Raw genomic sequence first — 16694 nt, 5'->3', positions numbered from 1 at the left:
ACCGACATTGCATCCTTCATCAATCCGGTGGCGGAACGATGTGCGGGGGAACGATTTCATCGCCGCCGCCCTGACCGGGTTCATCGACATCTTCCCGCTCGATCTCGATCTCCGACGGTCCGGCGGGTTCGATCACGTCACCATCGTCCGGGAATGTTTCGGGTGGCGTGTTGGCGGGGAAATCGCTGTCGCCATCCTTCATGGGGAGATTGGCGGCGTCGGCGGCGCGCGCCCCCGGATCGATGACGGGCGGAGTGGCGGGCGGGGTCACAGGCGTCGAATAGTCGTGGCCTTTGCCGGAACGTGAGCCAGGTGAGCGGGAATTGCAGGTTTCATCCATGATCATTGCGCGATCCTTCCTGCCGTTCGAAACGGACCGGCCACCCCGTGGGTTCCCGTCGCCGGGCCGCGATGTCGCCGCGCTTGCCCTTTGCACCATGTGCTTATACAGGCGGGCGCTTGCCGTGAGGCTCGCCCTTGCGCGGCTTCGTTCGGGTTGCGGGCGTGGCGGAATTGGTAGACGCGCTTGGTTTAGGTCCAAGTATCGCAAGATGTGGGGGTTCGAGTCCCTTCGCCCGCACCAATCCGCCGTATGCTGCCCCCGGATCGAGGCTGCGGAGAGGCGGAACGGACACGAGATTTCAGACAACGCCAGATTTACAAGAAGGCAGCAGACCGCATCATGCAGATTAATCAGACGAAGAACGAGGGGCTCAAGCGCGCCTACCAGCTGACCATCCCCGCAGCCGATATCGAGCAGCGTATCAATGCCGAGGTCGCCAAGGTCGCGCCGCAGGTCAAGATGCCGGGCTTCCGTCCCGGCAAGGTTCCGGCCAACCTCGTCCGCAAGATGCATGGCGACCAGATCCACGCGCAGATCGTCAATGAAACGGTGCGGGAATCGATCGATAAACTGATGAAGGACGAAAAGCTGCGCCCCGCGATGCAGCCGGCCATCAGTTTCGATGAAAGCTACGAAGAGGGCAAGGATGCCAGGCTGGACGTCGAACTGGAAGTTTTGCCCGAGGTGGAGGCGCCGGATACCGACGGCCTGAAGCTGGAACGCCTGACGGTTCCGGTCACGGACGAGCAGGTGGACGAGGCGATGCAGAACATCGCCAGTCAGCAGAAGAGCTACAAGGACGCGCCCAAGACGAAGAAAGCGGGCGAGGGCGACCAGATCATCATCGACTTTACCGGCAGCATCGACGGCGAGGAATTCGAGGGCGGCAAGGCCGAAGGCGCGCCTCTGGTGATCGGGTCGGGCCAGTTCATTCCCGGTTTCGAAGAGCAGCTGACCGGCGTGAAGACGGGCGAGGAAAAGACCATCACCGTCAATTTCCCCGACGACTATCCGGCGGAAAATCTGAAGGGCAAGGAAGCCCGGTTCGCCATCAAGGTGCAGCAGGTGAAGGTGGAGCAGGAAACCACCCTTGACGATGAATTCGCAAAATCGCTTGGCCTCGAAGGCATCGACAAGTTGCGCGAATTGCTGCGCGGCCAGCTGGAGCAGGAAACCAATGGCCTGACCCGCACCCAGATGAAGCGCCAACTGCTCGACAATCTTGCATCTGGCCATGATTTCGCCGTGCCGCAGGGCATGGTGGATGCCGAGTTCGAGCAGATCTGGAACCAGCTGCAGCAGGAAGCCGCGCGCGACGAGAACCCGGAACAGGCAATGAAGGACGTGGAAGCGGAGAAGGACGATTACCGATCCATCGCCGAACGCCGGGTCCGACTTGGCCTGCTACTGTCCGAAATCGGCCAGAAGAACGGTGTCGAGGTGAGCGGCCAGGAAATGAACATGCTGATCCAGCAGGCCGCGCAGCAATATCGCGCCGAGGATCGCCAGCGCTTCATGCAGCTGATCCAGTCCGAGCCCATGGCTGCGGCCCAATTGCGTGCGCCGCTTTACGAAGACAAGGTCGTGGACTTCCTGTTCGACAAGGCGGAAATCACCGAGCGCGAAGTGACGCGCGAGGAACTGGAAGCCGCGATAGAAGCGGAAGACCAGTCCGGCGAAACCAAGCCTGCGGCGAAGAAGCCCGCGGCGAAGAAGAAGTCTGCAGCAAAGAAGGATGCCGCAGACGAGGATTCGGCAGAGGATGGAAAGGCGGCGACGAAGGCGGCCGAGAAGAATCCCGCCTCCGACACGGAGGATGGCAAGCCCTTCGCCAAGAAGAAGGCGCCGGTCAAGAAGGCCGCTACATCGAAGTCCGCTGACGACTCATCGGGCGACGACAAGTCCGGCGACTCCGACACCGCTGCGAAGAAGCCGGCCGCGAAAAAGGCATCCGCGAAGAAAGCTGCTCCGAAGAAATAAGCATCAGGACATGAAAAACCCCGCCGTACCCTGTGGTGCGGCGGGGTTTTTCACGTTCGCGGCAATTCGCGCCACCGATCGGCCCGGTTTCAGGCTTGTCGCTAGCAGGGTCAGCCTTGGCTGATGTCGCTTTCCATCTGTTCTTCGGGCGATCTCTCCTTCGCCCGTGCGGTGCGGGCCTGTGCCGCCGATCTGTTGTCGGCCGCCGCCTCGTCATCATCCTTGCGATAGACATGCGCCCCTGCATCCTCGACATGTTTCATCAGCCGCATGGTCGTCGTGCCATGGATGATGATCGAGGCCAGAATGGCGAAGCTGACCGTGCCCCACAGGGTCATCATGCCGGGAAATTCGCCATGGTTCTGCGCATAGGCGAGATAATAGATCGACCCGAGACCGCGAACCCCCAGGAACGCCATTGCCACCTTGCCCCGCTTCGGCAGCGGGCTCCTGAATTCCCCGATCAATCCGCCCAGCGGGCGGATAACGAAGATCAGCAGCAGCCCCAGTCCGGCCTGCGCCCAGGTAAGTTCGTTCATCACGCCGCTCGCCAGCATGCCGCCGAAGGCGAGCAGCATGGCGACCAATATGACTTTCTCGATCTGCTCGATGAAGTGATGCAGCACCCGGTGGTAGCTGCTGCGGGCTTCCCTTTGCCGGACGATCACCGCGGCGACGAACACGGCGAGAAAGCCGTAGCCGTGGCACATTTCGGCCACCCCATAGGCCAGTAGCAGGGCACCGAACACGATCGGCCCTTCGGAGGTCGAATATTCCTCCATCGATTTCTCGACGTCCGGCGCATCGCTTCCGGCATAGCGCTGGAACACGAACCAGCCTGCGGCCCACCCCACGAGGTAACCGACCAGCGTGCCGGCGCCGATCCGCCAGACGACGTCCTCGGCCAGCCACAGCAAGGTCCAGCCGCCCAGTGTGGTCATGCCGATGGCGGCGATCGCCAGATGAATGAAGGGGAAGGCCAGACCGTCGTTCAGCCCCGCTTCCACCGTCAGGTTGAAGCGCAGATCGTGCCGCTTGTCCTTGCCTGGCGGGCCGACCTGCACGCTGCGGGCCAGCACCGGATCGGTGGGGGCCAGCACACCGCCCAGCAGGATCGCGCTGGCCGGAGCGAGGCTGAGTGCCCACCAGCCATACAGGGCGACGAGAAGGATGGTGATCGGCATGGTGATGCCGAGCAGCGGCCAGATCTGCTTCCAGTTGGGCCAGTTCAGCGGCCGGTCGATAGCGATGCCGGCCCCCATCAACGACACGATCACGATGAACTCGGTGATATATTCCAGGGCGTAGATATCCGTGGAATCGGTCAGCGGATTGATGTCGGGCAGGTTTAAGGGAAGGGAGAACAGCGCCCATCCGGCGGCGACATAGACGATCGGCAGCGACAGGATATTGCTGCGCGACAGGGCCTTTTCGATGCCCACTGCGAACATCAGACCAAGGCCGAGTATGACGAACGATGCGATCCGTGGGTCCATCACTCGCGTCTACGCGCAGGCTTACGGTCCGGCAAGGATTTGCGGGGAGGAGCCACGCTCAGCGTTTCTCCGGCGGCTGCCAGCGGGTGAAGCCGGGAACGTGCAGTTCCGCGCTGCGGGCGCGTTCATAGGCCGCGCCCGCCTTCAGAACCGCTGAATCCTGCCAGGCTCCGCCCAGGAAGCTGATGCCGACCGGCAGCCCTTCGACATGACCCATGGGTACGGTCAGATGAGGATAGCCGGCAATGGCCGCCAGCGAACCTGCGCCGATCCCACCGCCATAATTGTCGCCCGCGACAAGATCGCTGGCCCAGGCGGGGCCGGTTGTGGGGGCGATAAGGAACTGCACGTGGTGTTCCGCCAGCAGGGCGTCGATACCATCCACGCCCGCCAGCTTCAGGGCATTCGCCCGCGCCTCGGCATAGCTGCCGGCATCGCGTCCTTCGGCAGCCTGCAGGAAGATGTCCTGCCCGAACCAGCGCATCTCGCGGTCGGCATGCGCGATGTTGAAGGCGATCAGATCATCGAGGGAACGGGGCGGCTGCGTTCCATCGGCCTGCTCCGGCAAGCTGGCGAGATAGGCGTTCATGTCCTCGCGCAATTCGAAGAGCAGAACTGCAAATTCGTCGCGATACATCGCCGCATCGGGCGTATGGCTCACATCCACGATCTCGGCGCCCGCCCGGCGCAGATCCGCCACTGCGGCTTCGAACAGCGCGCGCACGTCGCGGCGGCTGCCGACCTGTTCGGTCAGCACGCCGATCCGAAGGCCTCGCAGCGAAGCGGTGTCGAGCCCGGCGGCATAGTCCACACGCCGGCGGTCCGCCTCGGCAGTGGCTGCATCTTCGGGATCGCTACCGGCGATGGCGGTCAGCAGCATGGCCGCATCGCGCACATTCGCCGCCATCGGACCGGCAGTATCCTGACTGCTGCTGATGGGCACCACTCGCGAACGGCTGACGAGGCCGACCGTGGGCTTGAAACCGACGACGCCGTTCACGCTCGCGGGGCAGGTGATCGAACCATCGGTTTCCGTGCCGATGGCCGCCCAGGCGAAGCCGGCAGCTACCGCAGCGCCGCTGCCGGATGACGAGCCGCAGCTGTTACGATCGATCGCATGCGGGTTGCGGGTCAGGCCGCCCACGGCGCTCCATCCGCTGGTCGAGTTGCTGTCGCGGATATTCGCCCATTCGGAAAGGTTGGTCTTGCCAAGCACGACCCCGCCAGCGCGGCGAAGATTGGCTACCAGCGGCGCATCGCGGCCCGTGCGATTGCCGGCAAGGGCCAGGCTGCCCGCCGTAGTCGGCAGTTCGCGGGTTTCGATGTTGTCCTTGATCAGCACGGTCCGCCCGGCCAGCGGCAGACCCGCGGCGGCGGCGGCTCGCGCTTGGGCCGGAGCAGCGGCGTTGATGGCGATCACGGCGTTCAGTTCAGGACCGGCATCGTCAAGCGTCGCTATCCTGGCCAGAAAGGCTTCGGCCTGCCGGGCCGCCGGGTCTGTTTGCCGTACCAGCGGCGTCTCTGCCGGGATGCGAGCGGTGGAACAGGCGGAAAGTGCGACCATGACGGCGCAGGCGAGGAGGCGCGAAAGATTTCTCATGCGCCCTTGTGCCAATTCATTCGCGCGATGCAAGGCCCGGTAGAGGGACGTCGCGCCCGGCTTGCAGCGCGAAGCTGCGATTGCCCATTCCGGATCGGGGTTAACGCCCTTGAACATCGCGCCGGCAAGGACGACATAGCCCTTCGACATTCAATCCACGAGGCAATACATGATCGATCTGTTCGGCAATTCCGGCGAAACCCACGGCACGCAGGGCCAGTTCACGCGTGACCCGGTCACCGGCGCGCTGGTCCCGATGGTGGTGGAGCAGACGAGCCGGGGGGAGCGCAGCTTCGACATCTTCAGCCGCCTGCTGCGTGAACGCATCGTTTTCGTGACCGGCCAGGTCGAGGACGGCATGGCCTCGCTCATCACCGCGCAGCTGTTGTTTCTCGAGAGCGAGAACCCTTCCAAGCCGATCTCGATGTATATCAATTCGCCGGGCGGCGTCGTGACCGCCGGTATGGCGATCCACGATACCATGCAATATATCAAGCCGCGGGTCTCGACCGTCTGCATGGGGCAGGCGGCGTCCATGGGCAGCTTCCTTCTGGCGGCGGGTGAACCCGGCATGCGGATCGCATTGCCGAACGCCCGCATCATGGTTCACCAGCCCAGCGGCGGTGCGCGCGGGATGGCGTCGGACATCGAGATCCAGGCGCGCGAGATCCTGCGTATCCGCCAGCGGATGAACGATCTCTACGTCAAATATACCGGCAAGAGCCTGACGGAGATCGAGAAGGCGATGGACCGCGACACTTTCCTCGAAGCCGAGGAAGCGATGCAGTTCGGTATCGTCGACAAGGTGTTCGAGACACGGCCCGAAAACGAAGGCACGCCGGAGGACAGCGACAATCCGACCGAAAAAGGCACGGGCGGCGCGCCGGAATAGGACCCGCGCGGCCGGTCCTTTCGTCAGGACCCTTCACCCTGGGGCAAGGGCGGCATGCTAAAGCTATCGGTTGATATATGAACTCCCGGCTATAGAGTCGGGCGAATCTGCCGCCGTGCGACATTCGGCGGCATTCGGGAAAACGGGACATGACCAAATTGAGCGGTACGGACTCCAAGAGCACACTCTATTGCAGTTTCTGCGGCAAATCGCAGCATGAGGTGCGCAAGCTGATCGCGGGACCGACCGTGTTCATCTGCGACGAATGCGTGGAACTGTGCAACGACATCATCCGCGAGGAAACCAAGGCCGGCATCGCCGGGCGCAAGGAAGGCGACGTCCCGACGCCGCTCGACATCTTCACGACGCTGAATGATTACGTAATCGGCCAGGACCGGGCGAAGCGCGTGCTGTCCGTCGCGGTGCACAACCATTACAAGCGGCTGAAGCATGCCGGAAAATCAGGCGATGTCGAACTCGCGAAGTCGAACATCCTGCTCGTCGGCCCCACAGGCTGCGGCAAGACGCTGTTGGCCCAGACGCTGGCGCGCACCTTCGACGTGCCCTTCACCATGGCCGACGCGACGACCCTGACCGAAGCGGGCTATGTCGGCGAGGATGTCGAGAACATCATCCTGAAGCTGCTGCAGGCCAGCGATTACAATGTCGACAAGGCGCAGCACGGCATCGTCTATATCGACGAGATCGACAAGATCACCCGCAAGGCCGAGAACCCCTCCATCACGCGCGACGTGTCGGGCGAAGGGGTGCAGCAGGCTCTGCTGAAACTGATGGAAGGCACCACTGCCAGCGTTCCCCCCCAGGGCGGGCGCAAGCATCCGCAGCAGGAATTCCTTCAGGTCGATACGACGAACATCCTGTTCATCTGCGGCGGCGCCTTCGCGGGACTGGAGAAGATCATCGCGGATCGCCTGCAGAAGCGCTCCATCGGCTTCGGCGCGCATGTTGCCGATCCTGACAAGCGCCGCGTGGGCGAATTGCTGGAGAAGGCCGAACCAGAAGATCTGCTGAAATTCGGCCTGATTCCCGAATTTGTCGGGCGACTGCCTGTGATCGCCACGCTGCGCGATCTGGATGTGGCCGCACTGGTGGAGATCCTGAGCGAACCGAAGAATGCGCTGGTCAAGCAATATGGCAAGCTGTTCGAGCTCGAGGATGTCGAGCTGACATTCACCGACGATGCGCTCGAAACCATCGCGCAGAAGGCCATCCTGCGGAAGACCGGCGCGCGCGGCCTGCGGTCGATTGTCGAGGGCATGTTGCTCGACACGATGTTCGATCTGCCGGACATGGAAGGCGTGACCGAGATCGTGATCGACAAGGATGTCGTCGAAGGTCGCAAGGATCCCGTGCGGGTGATGGGCAGCCAGAAGAGCAAGGAACAGGCGGCCTGACCTGTCCGCGCCGCGCGGCAGGACCGCGCGGCGTTTCCTTTGGCTGAAGCGAGGGTCGCGCATTGAAGAAACTGCTGATCGCCTTCGTCGCCGTGTTGCTGGTATCGGCAGGCGTCTGGTATTTCGCATCGCCCGGCTATGCGGTGATGCAATTGCGTCAGGCAGCGGTCGAAGGCAACGCAGATGCGCTGCGCGAACGAGCGGACTTCGATTCGATCCGTGAAGGGTTGAAAGCGGATGCCCGCGCCGAGGTCGAGGCGCAGGTCGCATCGGGCCGTGGGGGCGCGCCGGCGCAGTTCGGCGCAGGCCTCGCTCTGCAACTGATCGACCCCGTGATCGACCGGCTGGTTACGCCGGACAACATCGCCGCGCTGGTGAGGGAAGGGCGCGCCGTTAACGGTGACCCGGCCGGCGCAGCGCCCCTTCCGCGGAACTCTGCACCTGGCGCGGATGAAGATCCCGCCGATTCTGCGGATTGGACCATCGAGCGTGACGGGCTTTCACGCTTCCGCGCCGTTTCGACCAGCGATGGGAGCGCACCCGTATTCATCTTCGAACGAGACGGGTTGGGCTGGGATCTGACGCGGATCGCCTTGCCGGGTAGCGACCTTTCGCTGGGTTCGATCTAGCAGCCCTCGGTCGCGCATTCGCGGCTCTGTTCGATCTGCAAGGTGGCGTGGCCGATCCGGTGGTGTGCCAGCAGGTCCTGACTGACGCGCTTCAGGAAATCATCGCCGGGATGACCAGCCGGCATTACCAGATGCGCGGTCAGCGCCGTTTCGGTGGTGCTCATCGGCCAGATATGCAGATCGTGAAGCTCGGCCACCCCGTCCAGTTCATGCAGATATTCACGCACCTGCGCCTCTGAAATTCCCTCCGGCACCGCCAGCAGACCCATTCGCAAACTGTCTTTTGCCAGCCCCCAGGTGCCCCAGGCGATCACCGCGACGATGATCAGGCTGGTGACCGGATCGACCCACGCGGCGCCCGTCAGCAGGATGATAGCGCCCGCCACGACCACGCCCGCCGAAACCAGCGCATCCGCCGCCATGTGCAGGAAGGCACCGCGAATGTTGATGTCATCCTTCCGGCCCCGAACGAACATCAGCGCGGTCGCGGTGTTGATGACGATCCCGACACCGGCCACCGCGATCATGGTCCAGCCCTCCACCGGGGCGGGGTCGGCGAGGCGGTTGATCGTTTCGTACAGGATCGCGCCGATGGCGATCAGCAGCAGACCGGCATTCCCGAGCGCGGCGAGGATGGTGGAACTCTTATAGCCATAGGTGAAACGTGCATTCGGCGGCTTCTTCGCGGCGATGCTCGCGGCCCACGCCAGCAGCAGGCTGAGCACGTCGGACAGGTTGTGACCGGCATCGGCCACCAGCGCCATCGATCCGGAAAGAAAGCCATAGGTCGCCTCGATCACCACGAAGACCGTATTGAGAACCACGCCAATGGCAAAGGCGCGCCCGAAATCAGCTGGTGCATGGGAATGGCCCGCGTGGCTGCCGCCTGCGGGATGGGAATGATCGTGTCCTGCGCCCATATGCTTATTCGTAAACGCAGGCGTCGAGCCTGCCACGTCTGACGGAACCCATGCGTGCGGCAATGGTGTTGCCATAACGGCGCGTGAAGCCTGAAGGGTTGACGACGGACCGCTCCTTGGGAAGCGGCAGCGCGGCGGCCATGCGGCTGGCTTCGGAAACGGACAGACGGCCTGCCGAATGGTTGAAGTAACGCTGCGCGCCGGCTTCCGCGCCATAGGTGCCGATGCCGGTTTCCGCGACGTTCAGATAGACTTCCATGATGCGCCGCTTGCCCCAGATCTGTTCGATCAGAAAGGTGAACCAGGCCTCCAGGCCCTTCCGCACATAGCCGCCGCCCTGCCACAGAAAGACATTCTTCGCCGTTTGCTGGCTGATGGTGGAGCCGCCGCGGATCACGCCGCCTTTCTCCTTCGCCTGCAGATTGCGCTGGAACGCCTGTTCGATGGCTTCCCGATCGAAACCGTCGTGGCTGCAGAACTTGCCGTCCTCCGCCGCGATCACTGCCGACACCAGGTTGCGGTCGATGGAAGCGAGCGGTTCCCAATCCTTGGTCACGCTGTTTGCGTCCATCGCCATGGTGGCGGTGTAGGGAACCGGCACGAAACGATAGGCGATTACCAGCAGCAGGCTGATGCCGATGAAGCCGACGACCAGCGAAACGAGTGTTTTCAGGATGCAGCCCATGGCACGGTATTAGCCGGAGCAGCCCGATAGACAAGGGGCGCGACCCTCATCGCTCGAAACCGGGAACTGCATAGGCTGGCGGCGGCGGAGGAGGAGGTGGCGGAGGAGTGCTGGTGCGATCGCCCAGATCATCCGCGATTTCACCGGGAGCGGGCACGGTTTCCAGAAGGGTAAAGCCCGATCCGCCACAGCAGATCGTCAGCCGGTGCATCGGAATGCCCCAAGGGCCGATGGCGCGCGCCGTAACCAGCACATCCGCAGCTTCGCGTACGGCCTGGCTGCCTTCGCCGCTGCCTGGAACCAGCCGCCAGTTCGACAGATGCCACTGCTGAACAAGAATTTGATCGAGCATTTGCTGTATCGGATTGTCGCGCGCCCATCGGATCGTGTCCCGCGCTTCCTCAGCATATAGCCGGGTAATAGCAGTATCGGGGATATCGTCTGAAAGCGTGAAGACACGCGGCCAGAACGCAGAAACGGCGATGACCGAAAAAATCGTCCATCGCCGTTTTCCTGTAATAAGTCGCGGCAATGATGCCTGCTATGCTGCGGTCGGCATCAGCCTGTCGCCCGCGATCCGTTGCATCGCCTTCTGCAGCTTCTCGAATGCCCGCACCTCGATCTGGCGGATGCGTTCGCGGCTGACGTCATACACCTTGGACAACTCCTCCAGCGTCTGCGGATTTTCCGTCAGGCGGCGTTCGGTCAATATATGCTTCTCACGATCGTTCAGACTGTCCATCGCTTCTAGCAGCATGGCGTGACGCACCTCGGCTTCCTCGGCATCGGCGACGGTCTTGTCCTGCAAAGGCCGGTCGTCGGTCAGCCAGTCCTGCCACTGGCCCGCGCCATCCTCGTCACCGCGCATCGAGACGTTGAGCGACGAATCGCCCCCCATCATCATGCGGCGATTCATGTTGATGACTTCCTGTTCCGGCACGCCGAGATCGGTGGCGATCTTCGTCACATCGTCGGGATGAAGGTCGCTGTCCTCATAGGCTTCCAGCTGTTTCTTCATCCGGCGAAGGTTGAAGAACAATTTCTTCTGCGCGGCCGTCGTGCCCATTTTCACAAGGCTCCAGCTACGCAGGATGAATTCCTGCATGCTGGCCTTGATCCACCACATGGCATAGGTCGCCAGGCGGAAACCGCGGTCGGGTTCGAATTTCTTCACGCCCTGCATCAGGCCGACGTTGCCTTCCGAAATCAGGTCGGACACGGGCAGACCGTAACCGCGATAGCCCATCGCGATCTTGGAGACGAGCCGCAGATGGCTTGTCACCAGTTGCGCTGCGGCCTCGGGGTCTTCATGCTCGGCGTAACGTTTCGCGAGCATATATTCCTGTTCGGCCGTCAGGATCGGGAATTTCTTTATTTCAGACAGATAGCGGTTGAGGCTTTGTTCGCCGCTCAACGCAGGTACTGTCAAAGACTTCTTCTCGCTCACTTCGTTCCTTACCTTTCAACTTGCCGGCACCTGCCTGTGCCGGCCTGCCCGGCTGTGATACGGGTCGTGCCGCGCGGCGGGCGTAATCATTCCAGCCCGGCCCCGGGATTGCTATTACTCTAGACGATCTGGCCGAACCCTGCACCGCGTTTCCTCGATTTCAACGAGCGGTTTCGTCGATAAGTTCCTGCATATCGGCCGGTGTCGGCGCGTGAAATTCGACTCGCTCGCCCGATGCCGGGTGAATGAAACCGAGTGTGGCGGCATGCAGTGCCTGGCGGGCAAAGCCTGTTTCCTTCAGCAGCGCCCGCAGCGGCGCAGGGGTTCGTCCGTAGACAGGATCTCCTATTAGCGCATGACCTATTGACGCAAGGTGAACCCTGACCTGGTGAGTTCGCCCCGTTTCGAGGCGGCATTCGATCAGCGCGCAATGAGCGAGCCGTTCCACCGTGGCATAATGCGTAATCGCGTGTTTTCCCCGGCGCGTTCCTTCTTCCAGAACCGCCATCTTCTTGCGGTTGCGGTCGGACCGGCCGATCAGCGTCGCGATCCGGCCCGACGGCGGCAGCGGATGTCCGCCGCAGATCGCGCGATAGGTGCGGGTGATCGAATGATCGGCGAATTGCGCCGCCAGTCCCTCATGCGCGCGGGCGCTCTTCGCGATCACCAGCAGGCCGGAGGTGTCCTTGTCGATCCGGTGGACGATGCCGGGCCGGGCCACCCCGCCGATGCCCGACAGTCCGCCGTCGCCGCAATGGTGCAGCAGCGCGTTGACCAGCGTGCCGTCGGGATTTCCCGCTGCGGGGTGGACGACCATGCCCGCCGGCTTGTCGACGACGATCAGGTCGGCATCCTCGAAGACGATGTCGAGCGCAATGTCCTGCGGGGCTGCGGCAGGCGCGGCAGGGGCAGGGACGGCAATCGTGAATTCCGCGCCCGCCGCCACGCTGGCGGAAGGCGAGGCGGCAGGCGATCCGCCGAGCTTCACGCAGCCTTCGGCCAGAAGCGCCTTTACCCGCTCGCGCGAGAGGCCGGACGCCTCGGCCAGCGCCTTGTCCAGCCTCCCGCCCACCGCTAGTGCACCGGTGATGATTTCGCCCGAATCCATGCTACAGCGATGGGCAATGATCGTCGAACTCTCAAGTGCTGTCTTTGCAGACATGCGCGATCACGCCATCCGGGCTCATCCGGAGGAAGCATGCGGTCTGCTGCTGGGCGATGCGACGCGGATCATGAAATATGTGCCTGCCGCGAATGTCCATGCACGCCCCGCCACGCATTTCGAAATCGACCCGCTGGTTCTCATCGCCGCCCATAAGGCGGCGCGGGCGGGGGGCACTGCCATTGCCGGCTATTTTCATTCCCATCCGCATGGGGCGGCCAGGCCTTCCGCGACAGACCGGGCGATGGCCGCGCATGACGGAGCCGTCTGGGCGATCTGGGGAGAGGGCGGCGTCGAATTCTGGAAGGACGAGGCGGATGGCTTCGCTGCGCTTCCCTATCGCCTGTCCGACGGTTAAGGGTCGCTGACATCATTGCCCGCACACCCCATGGATCAGCCCTGCCGATGAACGATACCGCTTCCACCGAACTTGCCTCGCTCTTGTGCTCGCGCCTGTGTCACGATCTGCTCAGCCCCGTGGGCGCGCTGAGCAACGGGCTCGAATTGCTGGCGGACGAGACGGACCCGGAAATGCGCCGGCGCTGTTTCGAGCTTCTGGACCAGAGCGCCCGGATCAGCGCCGACAAGCTGCGCTTCTTCCGTCTTGCCTTCGGCGCCGCCGGCGGCTTCGGGGAAATGGTGCCGGTGGAGGAACCCCGCCAGCTCATCGAGGCGCTGGTCGGCGATGCGAAGCGGATCGAGATCAACTGGGCGCTCGCCACCAAAGAATTGCCCAAGGGAGCGGTCAAGGTTCTGCTGAACATGGCGCAGATCGCGCTCGATGCTCTGGTGCGGGGCGGGACTCTGGATATCGGCGCCGAAAACCGGCCCGGGGAAGCGGTCGAGATCGTGGTTCGCGCTGCAGGACCGAAGATCGCCTTCGACGAAGTGATCGGCGAAGCCCTTGAAGGCGGTATGCCCGAAGGCGGCCTGACCAGCCGGACCGCTGCCGCGCATATGGTGTCGCTGGTGGCGAAGCAGGCGGGTGGCGGGCTGCAGTTCCACCGGGGCGAGGGCACGCTTGTCCTTGGCGCCGTGCTGCCCCGGGTCTGACGGTGGACGAACTGGTCCATCGCTGGGAGCCCTCCCCAAATTTCAACGGTCGCGAATTGCCGGTATCCATGGCGGTGATCCACTATACCGAGATGAAGGACAAGCAGACCGCGCTGGAACGCCTCTGCGACCGTGAAAGCGGCGTCAGCGCCCATTATCTCATCGGCAAGGACGGGGAGGTGGTGCAACTCGTCGACGAGGACAAGCGCGCCTGGCATGCAGGCGTCGCCTATTGGCGCGGGCACAAGGACGTGAACAGCGCCTCCATCGGTATCGAGCTGGACCATCCTGGACACAAATTCGGCTATACCGAATTTCCCCGCGTGCAGATCGATGCCCTGGTCCCGCTGCTGGCGCGAATGATGAAGACGCACGACATACCCCGTGCGAATGTCGTCGGCCATTCCGATGTCGCGCCGATGCGGAAGATCGATCCGGGTGAATTCTTTCCGTGGGAGCGGCTGGCGGAATACGGGCTGGCCCTGCCCACGCCGGAGGTGAAGCTGGGCGATCCGTTCACCAATGACGGCGCCTTCTACCTGGCGCTCGAACGCTATGGATATGACATCACGAACGGCCATGCGGCGGTGCGGTCGTTCCAGCGGCGCTGGCGCCCGCAAAAGATCGACGGGGAGATCGATGGAGAAATTCGTGCGATCCTTTTCCAGCTGCTGCTGGACAGGGACCGGGGGAACGCTAGATAGGTGTTGTGCCAGGGGGCCGGGCAGCCGCGTCGCTGGAAACAGTGCCGAGGAAAGTCCGGGCTCCACGAAACTAGGGTGGCGGGTAACGCCCGCCGGGCGAGGGCCGCAGGAAACCGCGGTTCCGAAGCCTAGGGAAAGTGCCACAGAGAGCAAACCGCCCCGCCGTTCGCAGCGCGGATGAAGGGGCAAGGGTGAAAGGGTGCGGTAAGAGCGCACCGCGCGCGCCGGTAACGGCCGCGGCATGGTAAACCCCACCCGGAGCAAGACCGAATAGGGGCGGCGCGCCGCAGGTTTTTGCCTGAGGCTGGCATGTTTCGTGCCGACCGCCCGGGTTGGTCGCTTGAGCCATGCGGCAACGCATGGCCTAGATGAATGGCTGCCCTTGCAGGGCCGGTGCACTTCGGTGCATACCGCCTCGCAAGACAGAACCCGGCTTACAGGTCCCCTGGCACCATCCGGGCCTTGACGCCCGAAGCGAAGGATTGGGCCCTGCAATGACTCACCAACCGAGAAGCGCGGCGCAACGCATCGCGATCATCCTCGCCGTCATGTTCCAGATCGGCGCGACATTCCTGCCGCAACTGGGCATCGGCCAGGATATCGGCAGCCAGTCCGACGATACGCGGACGCTGATCACGCCGATCGGATGGGCATTCTCCATCTGGGGGCCGCTGTTTCTAGGCAGTGCAGTGTTCGCGCTTTGGCAGGCTCTCCCCATGACGCGCCGCAATGCGCTGCTGGACCGGATCGGATGGCCCGCCGCCTTCGCTTTCCTCGGAAACGGGCTGTGGGCCACTTACACCCAGTTGGCCGATCTTACCATCGTGTCGTCGGTCATCATCGCCGCCACTCTTGCCAGCCTCATGGTGATATTGCGTCGGCTCACCAATTTCCACCGGCCGTTCACGACGCAGGAACGCTGGATTGCAGTGCTGCTTTTTAGTGCACTTGCCGCCTGGCTGACGGCGGCAACCATCGTGAATATCGCAGCAATGCTGCAATATCACGGGATTTTCGATGCGGAGCCGAAGCCGTGGCTGGCCGCTGTCATCGTGCTTGTCGGCGGTATCGTCGGGGCGGCTGCCACTGCGGGCAGCAAGGGTAATCCCTATTACGCCGGCACCTTCCTGTGGGCGTTGTTCGGCATCTTCATGGCCGGGGGGCAAATGGCGGCCATCATCGCCGGTGCCTGCGTCGTGGCGGCCCTGATCGTCGCGGTGGTCGCAATCATGAAACTGCGGGCTCCCAAATGCCGGCGGCGCTGGTTAGGCTAGGCGGGCAGGCGCCACCGGCTGCAGCACCTGAATACCATCTTCGAAGCCTGTTCAGTCCGGTGACATTGGCGGCGGTGCAGATTGCGGCGATGAAACAGATCATCCGCTATACGCTCGCGCTTGCAGCCTTCGCCACGGTCGCTGCGCCCATGATGTACGGCCCGGCTCTTGCCGAACCCGCTCCCGCAGCATCGGCCTGGGAGATCGGTCCGATCATCGGGCGTCGCAACTATTCCGTGAACATGCCGCTGCGGCCGACGCCTGTCCGGGAAGGTTTTACGATCGAATTCCCTGGGCCGGAACGGGCGGACGGGCACGTTCATTACGTGACTTTCGATCCCGGTTCGCTGGAAGGCGCTTCGAAAATCCGGTTCACTTACCGCATCGATGCAGTGCCGGGTGTGCGTTTCGTGCCGCAGGAATTTCCGGAACGCCCCGCTACCATCGCGCTGTTCTTCCAGCGCCGGGGCGACAATTGGCGCGCGAAGGGCAAATATGAACATTACCGCTGGTTCGCACCGCGCGACAGTCTGCAGGAACTGCGGCCCGGTACGCACACGATGACGGTCAGCCTCGATGACGAATGGATATCGGTGCTGGCCCGCCCGCGCAGCGAACGGCCGGAAATCTTCGACCAGTCGCTGAAGGAAGCCGGGCGGGTAGGTTTCGTGCTCGGATCGCGAGGCGGCTATGGCCACGGCGTTTTCGCCACCGGACCGGCGCGGCTGACCGTTACCGGGTTCGAAATCCTCTGACGGCGCTGAAAGCCGATGGCCCGGGGTTTCAGCCTCGCCCAACGCTGTGGTAGGTGAAGCCGGCGGCCCGCAGGGCCTCCGGCGAATAGATGTTCCGCAGGTCGACCATGACAAGTGATCGCACCAGGCCCTTGACCCGGTCGAGGTCGAGCGCGCGGAACGCATCCCATTCGGTGGCGAGCACGATCGCATCGGCCCCCTCGATCGCGGCATAGGGGCTGCTGGCCATTTCCACATTCGGCATCATCGGGCGCGCCAGATCCATCCCTTCCGGATCATAGGCGGTGACCTCCACCCCGGCATCGTTCAGCGTCTGCGCCACGGCGATGGCGGGCGAAT

18 protein-coding genes, 1 tRNA gene and 1 other RNA gene are annotated in these 16694 nt (G+C 63.3%); 11 read left to right on the top strand and 9 right to left on the bottom strand.

Annotated elements, in window-relative coordinates; translation table 11 throughout:
• Positions 1-19: 19 nt before the first annotated feature.
• Complete coding sequence (locus tag HG250_RS06910) at positions 20-346, bottom strand: hypothetical protein (RefSeq protein ID WP_170004086.1); 327 nt, start codon at positions 344-346, stop codon at positions 20-22.
• A 152-nt stretch (positions 347-498) separates the two neighbouring features.
• Between HG250_RS06910 and HG250_RS06905 the strand changes: the two genes are divergently transcribed.
• Both HG250_RS06905 and tig read left to right on the top strand, forming a co-directional pair.
• Positions 499-583, top strand: a tRNA-Leu gene (locus HG250_RS06905).
• A 99-nt stretch (positions 584-682) separates the two neighbouring features.
• Positions 683-2323: a trigger factor gene (gene tig / locus HG250_RS06900; RefSeq protein ID WP_170004084.1), complete on the top strand. Its 1641-nt coding sequence runs from the start codon at positions 683-685 to the stop codon at positions 2321-2323.
• Positions 2324-2433: 110 nt separating this feature from the next.
• Here the strand turns inward: tig and HG250_RS06895 are convergent, their stop codons facing one another.
• Both HG250_RS06895 and HG250_RS06890 read right to left on the bottom strand, forming a co-directional pair.
• Entirely contained in the window at positions 2434-3819 is a 1386-nt protein-coding gene (locus HG250_RS06895) for a cation:proton antiporter (protein ID WP_170004082.1), read from the bottom strand.
• A 58-nt stretch (positions 3820-3877) separates the two neighbouring features.
• Entirely contained in the window at positions 3878-5419 is a 1542-nt protein-coding gene (locus tag HG250_RS06890; protein ID WP_170004387.1) for an amidase, read from the bottom strand.
• 169 nt (positions 5420-5588) lie between these two features.
• Between HG250_RS06890 and HG250_RS06885 the strand changes: the two genes are divergently transcribed.
• From HG250_RS06885 to HG250_RS06875, 3 genes are all read left to right on the top strand, one after another.
• On the top strand, positions 5589-6311 hold the full coding sequence (locus HG250_RS06885) for an ATP-dependent Clp protease proteolytic subunit (RefSeq protein WP_170004080.1): 723 nt from the start codon (positions 5589-5591) through the stop codon (positions 6309-6311).
• 149 nt (positions 6312-6460) lie between these two features.
• Positions 6461-7726 carry an ATP-dependent Clp protease ATP-binding subunit ClpX gene (gene clpX, locus HG250_RS06880; RefSeq protein ID WP_170004078.1) on the top strand — a complete coding sequence of 422 codons (1266 nt, stop codon included), beginning with the start codon at positions 6461-6463 and terminating at the stop codon, positions 7724-7726.
• 62 nt (positions 7727-7788) lie between these two features.
• A complete protein-coding gene (locus tag HG250_RS06875; RefSeq protein WP_170004076.1) occupies positions 7789-8355 on the top strand; it encodes a DUF2939 domain-containing protein in 567 nt (188 codons plus the stop codon).
• Here HG250_RS06875 and HG250_RS06870 read toward each other — a convergent pair.
• The 5 genes from HG250_RS06870 to HG250_RS06850 all read right to left on the bottom strand — a co-directional run bounded on the left by HG250_RS06870 (position 8352) and on the right by HG250_RS06850 (position 12515).
• Complete coding sequence (locus HG250_RS06870) at positions 8352-9275, bottom strand: cation diffusion facilitator family transporter (protein ID WP_170004074.1); 924 nt, start codon at positions 9273-9275, stop codon at positions 8352-8354. The genes HG250_RS06875 and HG250_RS06870 overlap by 4 nt on opposite strands.
• 4 nt (positions 9276-9279) lie before the next feature.
• Positions 9280-9960 carry a monofunctional biosynthetic peptidoglycan transglycosylase gene (mtgA, locus tag HG250_RS06865; protein ID WP_170004072.1) on the bottom strand — a complete coding sequence of 227 codons (681 nt, stop codon included), beginning with the start codon at positions 9958-9960 and terminating at the stop codon, positions 9280-9282.
• 46 nt (positions 9961-10006) lie between these two features.
• On the bottom strand, positions 10007-10312 hold the full coding sequence (locus HG250_RS06860) for a hypothetical protein (protein WP_170004070.1): 306 nt from the start codon (positions 10310-10312) through the stop codon (positions 10007-10009).
• 189 nt (positions 10313-10501) lie between these two features.
• Complete coding sequence (gene rpoH, locus HG250_RS06855) at positions 10502-11407, bottom strand: RNA polymerase sigma factor RpoH (protein ID WP_170004068.1); 906 nt, start codon at positions 11405-11407, stop codon at positions 10502-10504.
• 160 nt (positions 11408-11567) lie between these two features.
• Positions 11568-12515 carry an RluA family pseudouridine synthase gene (locus HG250_RS06850; protein ID WP_170004066.1) on the bottom strand — a complete coding sequence of 316 codons (948 nt, stop codon included), beginning with the start codon at positions 12513-12515 and terminating at the stop codon, positions 11568-11570.
• On the opposite strand from HG250_RS06850, the gene HG250_RS06845 reads away from it, so the two are divergent.
• From HG250_RS06845 to HG250_RS06820, 6 genes are all read left to right on the top strand, one after another.
• Positions 12496-12927, top strand: coding sequence for a M67 family metallopeptidase (locus HG250_RS06845; RefSeq protein WP_240956966.1), 432 nt, complete (start codon positions 12496-12498; stop codon positions 12925-12927). The genes HG250_RS06850 and HG250_RS06845 overlap by 20 nt on opposite strands.
• Positions 12928-12974: 47 nt before the next feature.
• Positions 12975-13622: a histidine phosphotransferase family protein gene (locus tag HG250_RS06840; protein ID WP_170004064.1), complete on the top strand. Its 648-nt coding sequence runs from the start codon at positions 12975-12977 to the stop codon at positions 13620-13622.
• A 68-nt stretch (positions 13623-13690) separates the two neighbouring features.
• Positions 13691-14326, top strand: a complete 636-nt coding sequence (locus HG250_RS06835; protein WP_170004383.1) for an N-acetylmuramoyl-L-alanine amidase — start codon at positions 13691-13693, stop codon at positions 14324-14326.
• Between the two features lie 8 nt (positions 14327-14334).
• Positions 14335-14779: RNase P RNA component class A (gene rnpB / locus HG250_RS06830), an RNA gene on the top strand.
• Between the two features lie 41 nt (positions 14780-14820).
• Complete coding sequence (locus HG250_RS06825) at positions 14821-15600, top strand: hypothetical protein (RefSeq protein WP_170004062.1); 780 nt, start codon at positions 14821-14823, stop codon at positions 15598-15600.
• A gap of 89 nt (positions 15601-15689) precedes the next feature.
• Positions 15690-16355 (top strand): hypothetical protein, encoded by a 666-nt coding sequence (locus HG250_RS06820; RefSeq protein WP_170004060.1) that lies wholly within the window; start codon positions 15690-15692, stop codon positions 16353-16355.
• A gap of 28 nt (positions 16356-16383) precedes the next feature.
• On the opposite strand, the gene HG250_RS06815 is transcribed toward HG250_RS06820, so the two are convergent.
• On the bottom strand, positions 16384-16694 hold a 311-nt coding region (locus HG250_RS06815), incomplete at its 5' end, for a UDP binding domain-containing protein (RefSeq protein ID WP_277348085.1).

The sequence above is a fragment of the Pseudopontixanthobacter vadosimaris genome, from assembly GCF_012979275.1.
Classification (GTDB): domain Bacteria; phylum Pseudomonadota; class Alphaproteobacteria; order Sphingomonadales; family Sphingomonadaceae; genus Pseudopontixanthobacter; species Pseudopontixanthobacter vadosimaris.
This window is presented reverse-complemented; position numbering and strand designations above follow the sequence as displayed.

Coding starts and splice junctions, on each gene's coding strand:
- HG250_RS06895 (WP_170004082.1), bottom strand. CDS start 3,819: ATGGACCCACGGATCGCATCGTTCGTCATACTCGGCCTTGGTCTGATG.
- HG250_RS06870 (WP_170004074.1), bottom strand. CDS start 9,275: ATGGGCGCAGGACACGATCATTCCCATCCCGCAGGCGGCAGCCACGCG.
- HG250_RS06890 (WP_170004387.1), bottom strand. CDS start 5,419: ATGAGAAATCTTTCGCGCCTCCTCGCCTGCGCCGTCATGGTCGCACTT.
- mtgA (WP_170004072.1), bottom strand. CDS start 9,960: ATGGGCTGCATCCTGAAAACACTCGTTTCGCTGGTCGTCGGCTTCATC.
- HG250_RS06825 (WP_170004062.1), top strand. CDS start 14,821: ATGACTCACCAACCGAGAAGCGCGGCGCAACGCATCGCGATCATCCTC.
- HG250_RS06850 (WP_170004066.1), bottom strand. CDS start 12,515: ATGGATTCGGGCGAAATCATCACCGGTGCACTAGCGGTGGGCGGGAGG.
- tig (WP_170004084.1), top strand. CDS start 683: ATGCAGATTAATCAGACGAAGAACGAGGGGCTCAAGCGCGCCTACCAG.
- HG250_RS06885 (WP_170004080.1), top strand. CDS start 5,589: ATGATCGATCTGTTCGGCAATTCCGGCGAAACCCACGGCACGCAGGGC.
- HG250_RS06835 (WP_170004383.1), top strand. CDS start 13,691: ATGGCGGTGATCCACTATACCGAGATGAAGGACAAGCAGACCGCGCTG.
- HG250_RS06910 (WP_170004086.1), bottom strand. CDS start 346: ATGATCATGGATGAAACCTGCAATTCCCGCTCACCTGGCTCACGTTCC.
- HG250_RS06840 (WP_170004064.1), top strand. CDS start 12,975: ATGAACGATACCGCTTCCACCGAACTTGCCTCGCTCTTGTGCTCGCGC.
- HG250_RS06860 (WP_170004070.1), bottom strand. CDS start 10,312: ATGCTCGATCAAATTCTTGTTCAGCAGTGGCATCTGTCGAACTGGCGG.
- clpX (WP_170004078.1), top strand. CDS start 6,461: ATGACCAAATTGAGCGGTACGGACTCCAAGAGCACACTCTATTGCAGT.
- HG250_RS06820 (WP_170004060.1), top strand. CDS start 15,690: ATGAAACAGATCATCCGCTATACGCTCGCGCTTGCAGCCTTCGCCACG.
- HG250_RS06845 (WP_240956966.1), top strand. CDS start 12,496: ATGATTTCGCCCGAATCCATGCTACAGCGATGGGCAATGATCGTCGAA.